Origin of the sequence: Herbinix hemicellulosilytica (assembly GCF_002904165.1) — a bacterium.
Classification (GTDB): domain Bacteria; phylum Bacillota; class Clostridia; order Lachnospirales; family Lachnospiraceae; genus Mobilitalea; species Mobilitalea hemicellulosilytica.
This window is the reverse complement of sequence record NZ_CVTD020000008.1, coordinates 225134-237733: the sequence shown is the minus strand read 5'-3', so window position 1 is coordinate 237733 and position 12600 is coordinate 225134. Positions and strand designations below refer to the sequence as shown.

Here is a 12600-nt window from a genome sequence, read left to right as displayed (position 1 = left end):
AACATCCTATTGTTATTAATATGTTTTCCTGGTTATTAGACGAGATATAACCTGACACCGTTTCAAAAAGTATTTAAACTTATCGGGTAATAAATATCAGTAAATCAATACCCCTCATTAAAATCTACCGTGTTGAGCAGTTTTTCGTTATTTAAGTATCTTTTCAAATTCTCAATAAATATTTTCAACCGTCTTACGTCATTTACCTTTGACAAACCGGAGCTGTGCTGGGTTATTAAAACATTTGAAAGTTCCCATAAAGGGCTGTCCTGCGGTAAGGGTTCGGGAGTCATTACATCCAGCCCGGCTCCCGCAATCCAATTATTATTTAGAGCCTTTACCAAGGCTTCCTGATCTATTAAGTCACCTCGGCCTACATTTACCAAAAATGCATTGGGTTTCATCATTTTTAGTCTGTCTTCCGATATAATCCCCCTGGTTTTTTCCGTAGACGGCAGAGTTAAAACAATATAATCCGATTGCTTTAACACCTCATCTAAATTTTCGGTAGTATAAAGTTCATCAACATAATCCGGTTTATTTGAAATATTTTTCTTTACCGCAAGTACTTTTGCTCCCCATGCTTTTGCTCTTTTAGCCACCTCATGGCCAATATCTCCAAGGCCGATTACACCCAGAGTAGAACCGTAAAATTCCCTGGTTTCGGATATTATATGCCATTTTTTTTCATTCTTTTGCAGGGTATACTCCGGCAGGTTACGGTTAAAGGATAAAATCATAGCAAATACGTGTTCGGCTATGGGAATTCCATACACACCGCTGCTGTTGGTCAAAATCACATTCCTATTAAAGTATAAGTTTTTATTGACATACCTGTCAGCTCCGGCACTGGGTAACTGAAGCCATTTCAAGTTTTGAGCAAGTATTAGCTTAGAAGGTTTCGGTGATCCGAATATAATTTCAGCTCTTGCGATCATTTCATCCGTCGCATTTTTATTCGGTACAACCGTAACTGCCGCCTTATTTGCTATATCTTTTACCAGATTTATCTGTTCTTCATTTATGTTAAAGTAAAGGTCAGTCATAATCAGTATTTCTGTTTGTCTGTCTGTCATATTGCATTTCCTTTCTCTGGTCTATGGTCCGGGTATCAATAAATAGATTTTATCACGGATTATTATCTGTAACAATGTATTATAAATTAATATTCGGGGCATTTTCTGATTGGCTTAAAAATTTGTATAAGAATTACCTGAATAATAAAAGGCAGTTTCAACTGTCTGAAACTGCCTTTTATTCTATCTATTAGGTATTATAATATTATTTTTTAATATTATTCACCCTGATTTACGGAGTACAAAGCCTCAAGCTTTTTAAGATGCTCGTACTTATTCATGGCTTGTTTTTCAGCTGCAGCAAACAGCTCTTCTGCTCTTTCAGGATTCTGACGCATAAGGGCACTGAAGCGTACCTCGTTCTTTAAGAATTCCTGATAGCTCTGTGAAGGAGCCTTGCAATCCAGCATGAACGGATTCTTGCCTTCTGCGATCAAGCGAGGATCGTAGCGGAAGATATTCCAGTAACCTGAAAGTACGGCATTCTTTTCAACTGTCTGAGAAGTACCCATACCGCCCTTGATACCATGGTTGATACAAGGAGCATATGCGATAATCAATGAAGGTCCGTTGTAGCTTTCAGCCTCGATAAATGCTTTAAGAGTCTGATTGAAATCTGCACCCATAGATACCTGAGCCACATATACATAACCGTAGCTCATAGCTATCTGAGCCAGATCTTTCTTTCTTACTTCCTTACCTGCTGCAGCAAATTGAGCGATTGCGCCGGTAGGAGTAGCCTTTGAAGATTGTCCGCCGGTATTGGAATATACTTCAGTATCGAATACCAGGATGTTGACATCTTCTCCGCTTGCCAGAACATGATCCAGTCCGCCAAATCCGATATCGTAAGCCCAACCGTCACCGCCGAATATCCAGTGGGATTTCTTGGACAGGTACTCTTTATCTTTTAAGATTTCCTGACAAGCTTCGCATCCGCAAGCTTCCATAGCTCTGATAAGAGCAGATGTAGCCTGGGAGTTTTCTTTACCGTTATTGTATGTATCAAGGTATCTTTGAGCTGCTGCCTTTAATTCTTCATTGTCTGTATTGGCAAGCAGAGCTTCTATTTTACCTTTTAATCTTTCTCTTATAGTCTTTTGAGCAAGCATCATACCATAACCGTATTCTGCATTGTCCTCGAACAGGGAGTTAGCCCAAACAGGACCTCTTCCGTTCTTGGAAACGGTATACGGTGTGGAAGGCATGGAGCCGCCCCAGATTGAAGAACATCCGGTTGCATTGGCAATAAACATTCTCTCACCGAACAACTGAGTTACCAGCTTAGCATACGGAGTTTCACCGCAGCCTGCGCAAGCGCCTGAGAACTCAAGGAGAGGTTGTTTAAACTGGCTGCCTTTAACCGTATTTTCTTTGAATTTCTCGTTAACTTCAGGTTTTGCAGGAAGTGAGAATCCGTAGTCGAAGCTCTTCTGCTCATGCAGATTTTCTTCCAACGGCTTCATAACCAGTGCCTTTTCGCCCTTTCTGCCCGGACATACGTTAGCACAGGAGCCGCAGCCGGTACAGTCAAGTACGGATACGGTTATGGCAAATTCCATATCAGGCATACCTGTCATAGCGGTCTTCTTCATGCCTTCGGGAGCATTTGCAGCTTCATCCTTGGTCATAGCTACAGGACGGATTACGGCATGAGGACATACGTATGAACAGAAGTTACACTGGATACAATTTTCAGGAATCCAGGTAGGAACATCTACTGCTATACCGCGTTTTTCATATGCTGAAGTACCCTGAGGCAGTGTTCCGTCTGCACGTTCTACGAACTTGGAAACAGGAAGCTCATTACCGCGTTGAGCATTTACAGGGATCAGAATATCGTTTACGAAATCTACCACATCTTTGCGGCCTTCCGTAACCTTGGTATGAAGCTCTTCATCAACGGCATTCTTCCAGTGCTCAGGAACCTTAACTTCCTTAACATCGGTAATACCGCGGTCAATTGCGGCATGGTTCATGGCTACTACTGCTTCACCTTTCTTGCCGTAAGTAGCTGTAGCAGCATCTTTCATGTATTTTACGGCATCTTCAACAGGAATAATATTTGCCAGCTTGAAGAATGCTGCCTGTAAAATTGTATTTATGCGGCCGCCAAGACCGATTTCTTTACCGATTTTTATACCGTCTATGGTATAGAACTTAATATTATGCTCGGCAAGATAACGTTTAACCTGACCGGGAAGGTGTTTTTCAAGTCCCTCCATATCCCAGCCGCAGTTTAACAAGAATGTGCCGCCGTCTTTAAGTTCCTGAACCATATTGTATTTTCTTACATATGAAGGGTTATGGCATGCAACAAAGTCGGCCTTTGATACTAAATATGTAGACTTAATAAGTTTCTTACCAAATCTTAAGTGAGATATGGTTACGCCGCCGGATTTCTTGGAGTCATATTCAAAATAACCCTGGGCATACATATCGGTATGGTCACCGATAATTTTAATGGTGTTCTTGTTGGCACCAACGGTACCGTCAGAACCAAGACCCCAGAATTTGCAGCTGATTGTCCCTTCAGGTGATGTGTAGGAAATATTCTCATAGTCAAGGGACAGATTGGTAACATCGTCCTTAATACCGATTGTGAATGTCTTCTTCTCGGTATTGTTATAAACAGCAATAATCTGAGCAGGAGTTGTATCCTTTGATCCCAGACCGTAACGTCCGTTAAATACGGGAACATTTTCAAATTTTGAGCCCTTAAGAGCAGTAACAACATCCAGGTATAAAGGCTCTCCAATAGAACCGGGCTCTTTTGTTCTGTCAAGTACGGTAATCTTCTTAACTGTTGAAGGAATTGCAGCAAGAAGATGTTCAGCACTAAAAGGTCTGTATAAACGAACTTTTATAAGACCTACCTTTTGTCCCTGAGCTGTCAGGTAATCAATGGTTTCCTCAATGGTATCGGTTACTGAACCCATTGCAATGATAACATGCTCAGCATCTTCTGCACCATAGTAATTAAAGAGTTTATAATTTGTGCCAATCTTGGCGTTAACCTTATTCATGTACTCTTCAACAATTGCAGGAACTGCCTGATAGTATGTATTGCAGGCTTCTCTTGCCTGGAAGAATACATCAGGGTTCTGAGCAGAACCGCGAAGTACAGGACGTTCAGGATTTAATGCTCTGCGACGGAATTCGTCTACAGCATCCATATCAACCATTTCTTTAAGGTCTTCATAATCCCATACTTCAATCTTTTGAATTTCGTGAGATGTTCTGAAGCCGTCAAAGAAATGCAGGAAAGGAACTCTTCCTTTAATAGCGGACATATGTGCAACCGCACCCAGATCCATAACTTCCTGAGGATTGCTGCTGCAAAGCATAGCAACACCGGTCTGGCGGCATGCATATACGTCGGAATGATCACCAAATATGGATAATGCATGGCTGGCTACAGCCCTTGCAGAAACATGAAATACACCCGGAAGCAACTCACCGGCGATTTTATAAAGATTAGGTATCATCAATAATAAACCCTGTGATGCGGTAAAGGTAGTGGTTAATGCTCCGGCTGCCAATGAACCGTGAACGGTACCTGCCGCACCTGCTTCAGACTGCATCTCAACAACTTTAACCTCTTGCCCGAAAATATTCTTTCTTCCTTGTGCTGACCATACGTCAGTCACTTCGGCCATAACAGAGCTAGGGGTAATCGGATAGATAGCTGCAACTTCAGTGAATGCATATGACACATGGGCAGCTGCAGTATTTCCATCCATTGTCTTCATTTTCCTTGCCATTGAAATGTCCTCCTTATATTTAATACAAACAAAAATTGAGGCTGTGCATTGCACTCAATTATTGTTTTTATTCGTCAATTCATTATTATATCACATTACAAAAAATAATAAAATATTTAAAGTAGGATTTTTAACAAAAATAAAATTATTTCCTATAATTGAAAAATATATATATTTATTACATGTTTGTCGATAATATTTGAAAAAAAATATATTTCTGTCACAAAACTCTAATTCCTTTATTTCCCTTTTTTAATAGTTTTGTCAAAACTGAACATATAAAAATCTCTGATTCGTCTTTATTGACAAATTACCGAACCTAAAAATTGCTGAAGCCTATACGGCATCAGCAATTATACTTACCGTTTAACAATAAATTAAGTCTTTTATGCTTATAAGATTTCAATTATCTATATCATAATTAAACGGTTATTTCGTCCTTTTCAATGGAATAAATATATACCTTATCCGACAGAATCTCATCGTCAGATATCATTGTTTCATTTATCTCCATAATCAGCCGGTTTAAATACTCTTTTTCCGGACTGTTTTTTACAGGTATCAATATTAATTCATGAATACTACTGGGTAAAATATAAAGATTTGAGTTAATCAGACGTGCAAAATCTCGGATTATATCTTTATAAAGTATATAGAAAGCTCCATAGACACCTTTTTCATTTGAAAGTATGTACAAATGACAGTTGTCCCTGCTTTCATCATCTTTATCGTTGTTGCTTGAATATTCATCCAAAACTTCATCCAAGGTTTTTAATGACGGTGGAAAAAGTTTTCTGGTATTGTCATATGCCAGTTTTTGCAACTCATCAACTGTTGTACCCCAACGTCTTAAATGCTCGTTTGTTATTTTGTCCATACAGATACTATCGTCATAACTGCGTACCAAGCAATAAAAAGTAATGGCCATATCAAAAAATTTAATATGCGGAATCTGTGTTAGAATTTTCATATTTCTATTATAATTAACAATACGAAAGAATATATGAGATTTTATGGTATCAAGAGTATAATTATAGTTATCGTAAATTGCCGGTATTGAGCAATGTCTATATATCATTAAAAGCCTTTTTAAAATTTCTGTCATGGGCGTCCCGGCCATATATGATTCATAGTAAGCATTTAAACATATATTGGGTGCGATATTTCTGCCTTCTTTAAGGACTGTCAGAATATCCGTATCCGGTAAATTATCATGATTAATCCCTACATCATAATCTTTTCCCATGGTCTTTGAAATAGTATTTTTAATATAACTAACAAATGATTCATAATCCAGCAGTTCTTCCTTTACTGCCTTAAACATAAATATACCTCCTTATTTAATTTTCAAACACTTGGATTTCGGATGATTTTTTCCCAGAAATAGTTTGATGTGATAAAACGAACATGCCATTAGCAGATAATGAATTGTTTGTAGACATATTATAACAAAGAAATTTACCAAAATCAAGCATATATTTACATCTATTTACATTTTTAATATCTGAATATCTTCATTCTACATTTTATCCTCGCTTAAAGCTATCAAAATCTGTGAAGGGGCATAAAATGTCCACATAAGTACTGACGAAATAAGATATATTTTGCCGTAGACCGGACCTACCAAAAGAAAATCGGACATATTAAATAATCCGACGTTTATATCACACAGCAAAAATAAAACTAAGCCTGCAGCTAAATATATAAATCCTCTCTCACGAAAATTTGCCGCCAGGTGTAAACTTCTGATTGTATTTGATAATATACATATAAAGTAAAAGATACTTACGGTCAAAAGAGCGTTTATTGAAACGTTAAGCTTCCATAAAAATAGGCAAACAGCAAAAGTGAACAAGATTTGATATGAGAATCTTCTTAACAATTCATTGAATAGATGGTTTCTCTTTCCCAGAAGTGATATGCGAATACCGTGCATCTGTTGAGCTATTATAAAAGTCAAAACTCCATAAAAATACAGGTCTAACAGTAATATAAGCATATCGGATATTAAAGTAAAAAAAAGAGCCAGCCGAAGAAAAAGCAGCGTTTTTTTAGAATTGTCTTTGGCTCTTATTAGTAAGACATACAAAAAGCATAAGGCGACTACCGTAAACTTTATATAATTGGATAATAAAATATTTCCGCCCGTAATATCCAGGTAAAGGAAAGAAATATACAAAATTAACTGAAGTATTATAAACGGGTATTTATATTGCCGCCGCTCTTTCATTCTGACCACCGATTATAAGTATATAACTTTTATGTATAACTATTTCATTAAATCAGAACTGTTTAACAGGTCTTCGGCTTTCTCCTTAGGCACAGGTTTACTGTATAAATATCCCTGCGCCATATTGCAGTTTAATCTTTGAAGCAACTGCTCATGTTCCAGTTGCTCTACACCTTCTGCTATAACCTGAAGATCAAGATTATACGCCAAATTGATTATAGCCTGAATGATTTTTTGATCGGTTGTATCCTCCAAGACTGTATCCAAAAAGCTCTTATCTATTTTTACGTTGCTTATCGGAAGCCGTTTTAAATAGCTCATGGCAGAATAGCCTGTACCAAAATCGTCTAAAGAAAACTTAACACCTATTTTATTAAGTTCCTTGATAACTTCAATTGTGTATTCCAAATTATCAAGTGCAATAGATTCTGTTATTTCCAGCTCGAGCCTGCTTGGATCAATACCCGTTTCTTCAATAATCTCAAGAATCGTTTGTACAAAATTTTCGTCTCTAAACTGTCTTGCCGACAGATTAACTGACATCGTAATATCGGTATATCCCATATCAGACCATTCTTTAAGCTGCTTACATGCACACTTTAATGCCCATTTGCCTATAGGAATAATTAAGCCCGATTCTTCGGCAAGATAAATAAAATCGACAGGATTAAGCAAGCCTTTAATCGGATGGTTCCATCTTATCAAGGCTTCAAAACCCACTAATTTTTTCTTCGAGATATCCATTTGCGCCTGATAAAACAATACAAACTCTTCGTTTTCAATAGCCCGGCGCAGTTCAGACTGAAGCTCAATTTTGTCGGTAAGCATCTGGTTATAAGAATCTTCAAAATATGTGTAAGTATTTTTTCCGTTAGCCTTAGCCATATACATGGCTGAATCCACATTTTTAATTAAAGCCTGGGATGTTTTGCCATCTTTAGGAGCAAAAGCCACACCGATACTTACCGTTATAAAATATTCTTTTGTGGACAGTACAAAAGGATATGAAAATACGTTTCTGATTTTTCTTATTTTTTCCTCATATGAAGCCATATCTTTTAGGTTTTGGGTTAAAATCACAAATTCGTCCCCGCCAAAACGGGCCAGGTAATCATTCTCATCAAGGACCTGTTTTATGCGGTGGGTAACATCTATAAGCAATTCATCTCCATAGGAATGTCCTAAAGTATCATTTATAATTTTGAAATTATCAATGTCAATGTCCATTATACCGATAAATTCTTCCTTGCGCAAAGTCAGCAAAATATTATCAAGCATTTCTACAAGTGCAGTCCGATTGGGGAGTTCAGTCAAATAATCGGTATAAGCCAGTTTTTTTATGTTTTCATTGGTCTTATACAGCTCTTCATAACGGGTATTCAGGGCATAATAAGAAGCTAAAGTATCTTTATGCATTAACTTTAACTTCTTATATTCCTCATTTATTTTTTCATTCTCCTGTTTAGATGCTGTTAACTTCTTTTTTAATTTAAATATATTAATTAATGATAAGACCAAAAACATCAATATAACTGACGAAGATACCAAAATCATAAATAAAAGCATGTTATTGGACATAAATTTGCTCATAAACATCCCCTAATCTTTATCTTATCGTTTTTTGGCCAGCAGGTATTCATGAATAGCCTTGGCAGCCTTTTTACCGGCTCCCATAGCCTGAATAACCGTAGCAGAACCTGTTACGGCATCACCGCCGGCAAACACCCCTTCTCTTGATGTTTGTCCTGTTTCCTCGTCCACTATAATGCAACCGCGCCTGTTAGTCTCAAGCCCATGTGTAGTTGATGAAATTAGCGGATTAGGCCTTGTTCCCAATGACATAATAACCGTATCTACTTCTATTATAAAATCGGAATTTTCAACTTCCACAGGCCTTCTTCTGCCTGATTGATCCTCTTCTCCCAGTTCCATTTTAACACATCTCATTCCTTTTACCCAACCGTTTTCATCAACCAAAATCTCTTTGGGATTAGTTAAAAACATAAAATGTATGCCTTCTTCTTTGGCATGATGGACTTCCTCTACTCTTGCTGGAAGCTCTTTCTCGCTTCTTCTGTAGACAATCGTCACATCCGCCCCAAGCCTCAAAGCTGTTCTTGCGGCATCCATTGCCACATTTCCGCCACCCACAACTGCCACCTTTTTGCCTGTAATAATCGGAGTATCATAGTTGCTGTCAAAAGCTTTCATAAGATTACTCCTGGTCAGATACTCGTTGGCAGAAAAAACACCGTTGGCATTTTCTCCGGGTATACCCATAAAATTAGGCAGACCTGCACCGGAACCTATAAATACAGCTTCAAAGCCTTCTTCTTCCATAAGCTCATCTATGGTTACCGATTTTCCTATAATTACGTTGGTTTCTATTTTTACCCCTAAAGCCCTTAGATTTTCAATCTCAGGTTTAACTACTTCCTCTTTAGGAAGCCTGAATTCCGGAATACCGTATACCAGTACCCCGCCCGGTTCATGAAGGGCCTCAAAGACAGTAACATCATACCCCAGTTCTGCCAAATCCTTTGCACAAGTAAGCCCCGCCGGGCCGGAACCTATAACAGCCACTTTTATACCATTCTTTTCTTTAGGAGGTTTCGGCGCTATATTATTTTCCCTGGCCCAATCGGCAACGAATCTTTCCAATTTACCTATTGCCACCGCTTCTCCTTTTATTCCTCTAATGCAGCGCTCTTCACACTGGGTTTCCTGAGGGCAAACTCTGCCGCAAATGGCAGGTAAAGCAGAATATTTGCTTATAACGTTAAAGGCCTCTTCTATATCGCCTTTTACAATTTCATTTATAAAACCAGGAATATTAATAGATACCGGACACCCTTCCACGCATCTGGGATTTTTACACTGAATACAGCGGGAAGCTTCCTCTTTTGCTTCATCTAATGTATAACCGAGGCATACTTCGTCAAAATTATTAACTCTGACGCTTGGGTCCTGTTCTTTTATAGGTACTCTTTTTAATTTATCCATTATATCTATATCCTCCCGATTTTTAGCTTAGAATCAAGTAAACCCTTTAATATAAGCTCATACTATGTATTATTCTTTATGTATTTGACAATCTTTGTGATGATGCGTTTCTCCTTCTTTTTCACGGAGAATCTTTTTGCCTTCTTTTGTTTTATACATAGAGAGCCGCTTCATAGCCTCATCAAAATTAACCAAATGGCCGTCAAATTCCGGCCCGTCAACACAGGCAAATTTTATCTCATTGCCTACCGTCAGCCTGCATGCTCCGCACATGCCTGTACCGTCCACCATAATAGGATTCATGCTGACGATAGTCTTAATATTTAATTCTTTAGTAAGCAAAGATACAAATTTCATCATAATCATAGGGCCGATAGCTACAACTATATCATAGTGCTTGCCCTTTTCCTGCACAAGATGTCTGATAGCGTCATTGACGTTTCCTTTCATTCCATAGGATCCGTCATCAGTTGTTATGTACAGATTGTTGGCATACTGTCTTATTTGATCTTCGAGTATGACAAAATCTTTGCTTCTTGCACCTATTATGCAATCAGGTTCATAGCCGTTTTCTTTCATCCATTTTACCTGAGGATACACAGGCGCAGCCCCTACTCCTCCGGCCACAAACAGTACTTTCTTTTTGCTCAATTCCTCCCTGGGCATATCTATAAGTTCGGACTTTTTGCCCAAAGGGCCGGTAAAATCTCTGAAAGCTTCTCCCACCTCATACTCGGCCATTAGTTTTGTTGAATGCCCGAGAGCCTGAAACACAATAGTTACGATACCGTTATCCCTGTCATAATCACATATGGTCAACGGTATCCGTTCACCTTTTTCGTCAATTTTAAGAATTACAAATTGACCCGGATAGCAATGGGCTGCCACTCTGGGTGCTTTAATATCCATCAGATAAATGGATTCGGCAAGCTTCTCTTTTCTGGTAATTACATATGTATAGTCTTTAGACATATATTGCACCCCTCTGTTATTTTAATACCGTTAAATATATGTTTTATATTATAGGATAGATATCTTAAAAAATCTAGTCAATTTTTCACATTAAATATAATTTCTACTTAATTTTACATGTTTTATATTGACAGTATTCAGTATATGATAATCCTTACATAAAATATCAGAAATAATTTTACTTTGTATATGTTAATAAAATTCTTAATAAAAAAATACCGGCAATTATTACTTAAACGGGCATATCCGCCTGAATTAATCTCCGCCGGTATTTTTTAGGATTTCTTATGCTTGAACTTTATAGTTATTTAATTTTTCCAAAAAATTTTTATAATTTTTTTCTTCCTCAATTTTATCTGCTCCTGACCGTCCCAGCCTGTCGCATCTGCATAATAGGGCAATATCATGAATATCTGCTTCTTTCACCAAACGAGCAGGATCGCCAAAAGGAAGGCCTTTTAAAACATATAGCATATGCATATGGTATTTGACCATTAAGCTAACCTTTTTAATAAAGTCTGTATCCTCCGTATAAAATTCCAGAAACTTTTCGGCAAGCCTTGCACCCACTACGTCGTGGTCGTAGGATGTAATCCTCCCTTTTCTTACTTTGGTCGTATCAGGTTTTCCTATATCATGAAGAAGAGCAGCCCACATAACTGCTCTGGCATCATTGCATTTATCCCTAATCTTTGCCGCTTCATCAACAACCATCATGGTATGATTCCATACATTCCCTTCCGGATGATATTTTTCGGATTGTTCAACATTTTTAAGTTTTGCAAGCATGTTTAAAGGATAAGTTTCCAATTCCTTGTCAAGGCTGTTAAAGTATACGGACGGTAATTCGTCATTCATCAAATGATTTGTAATTTCTTCAAATGTAAGATCCTTACCCATAACTCTCCTTACATATTTCTTATTTATTATTTAATTTTAAATTTTAGCATATGATTTCTAACTGTTAAAAACTAAATTTTAAATTCAATTCTAAGATTTTGGCACAAAATCAGCCTATAAGCAAAATAACATAAAATAAAAGCTAATTACAGGAATTACTGTCCTTTTTGGTTTTATATAAATCTCTGCATAAAATTCTTTCAAATAATAAACCGGTTAGAAACCAAATCGGTGCATAGTCAAATCGTATTACTCCGTTAATATGATATTTCGATTTGCTGTAATCCCAGGGACACGCTCTGTATTTTTTAAGTAATACACCGGTAGTGTATTCCGTAATATAAATCAATATGGCATATACACCTCCTCGTACCAGAGCACTCCTGTTTTTCAATTTACAGCAAATAGGCGATAAAAACGCAGCAAGCCCATATATTGGAAACATCCATATGGACGTACGGCAAAGTAAAGTCCTGTCATTCTTTTTCCAATTCTTTATAGAATTTATGCCTGTCCAAAAACACTCCAGACACCATCCGCATAATCCGCAGATGCAAAAATTTGTCAGAAAGGTTTTAATTTTACTCATAATCTTAGTATTTCTAATATATCATATTTGTATTCCCTTAAATGCCAATAAAAATGAGATTATAAG

General features: G+C 37.4%; 9 protein-coding genes. All 9 read right to left on the bottom strand.

Going from position 1 to position 12600, the window contains the following annotated elements; genetic code table 11:
- Positions 1–104: 104 nt before the first annotated feature.
- Positions 105–1076, bottom strand: coding sequence for a D-2-hydroxyacid dehydrogenase (locus HHT355_RS02085; RefSeq protein WP_103201796.1), 972 nt, complete (start codon positions 1074–1076; stop codon positions 105–107).
- A 218-nt stretch (positions 1077–1294) separates the two neighbouring features.
- Positions 1295–4840 carry a pyruvate:ferredoxin (flavodoxin) oxidoreductase gene (nifJ, locus tag HHT355_RS02080; RefSeq protein WP_103201795.1) on the bottom strand — a complete coding sequence of 1182 codons (3546 nt, stop codon included), beginning with the start codon at positions 4838–4840 and terminating at the stop codon, positions 1295–1297.
- Positions 4841–5261: 421 nt separating this feature from the next.
- Positions 5262–6164, bottom strand: a complete 903-nt coding sequence (locus HHT355_RS02075) for a DUF5688 family protein (protein WP_103201794.1) — start codon at positions 6162–6164, stop codon at positions 5262–5264.
- Between the two features lie 195 nt (positions 6165–6359).
- A complete protein-coding gene (locus HHT355_RS02070; RefSeq protein WP_103201793.1) occupies positions 6360–7070 on the bottom strand; it encodes a lysoplasmalogenase family protein in 711 nt (236 codons plus the stop codon).
- Positions 7071–7109: 39 nt separating this feature from the next.
- On the bottom strand, positions 7110–8660 hold the full coding sequence (locus tag HHT355_RS02065; protein WP_158245862.1) for a putative bifunctional diguanylate cyclase/phosphodiesterase: 1551 nt from the start codon (positions 8658–8660) through the stop codon (positions 7110–7112).
- A 21-nt stretch (positions 8661–8681) separates the two neighbouring features.
- A complete protein-coding gene (gene gltA / locus HHT355_RS02060; protein WP_103201791.1) occupies positions 8682–10073 on the bottom strand; it encodes an NADPH-dependent glutamate synthase in 1392 nt (463 codons plus the stop codon).
- Between the two features lie 69 nt (positions 10074–10142).
- Positions 10143–11045 (bottom strand): sulfide/dihydroorotate dehydrogenase-like FAD/NAD-binding protein, encoded by a 903-nt coding sequence (locus HHT355_RS02055; protein WP_103201790.1) that lies wholly within the window; start codon positions 11043–11045, stop codon positions 10143–10145.
- A 285-nt stretch (positions 11046–11330) separates the two neighbouring features.
- A complete protein-coding gene (locus HHT355_RS02050) occupies positions 11331–11945 on the bottom strand; it encodes an HDIG domain-containing metalloprotein (RefSeq protein ID WP_103201789.1) in 615 nt (204 codons plus the stop codon).
- A gap of 142 nt (positions 11946–12087) precedes the next feature.
- Positions 12088–12534 carry a putative ABC transporter permease gene (locus HHT355_RS02045; RefSeq protein ID WP_103201788.1) on the bottom strand — a complete coding sequence of 149 codons (447 nt, stop codon included), beginning with the start codon at positions 12532–12534 and terminating at the stop codon, positions 12088–12090.
- Between the last annotated feature and the right edge of the window lie 66 nt (positions 12535–12600).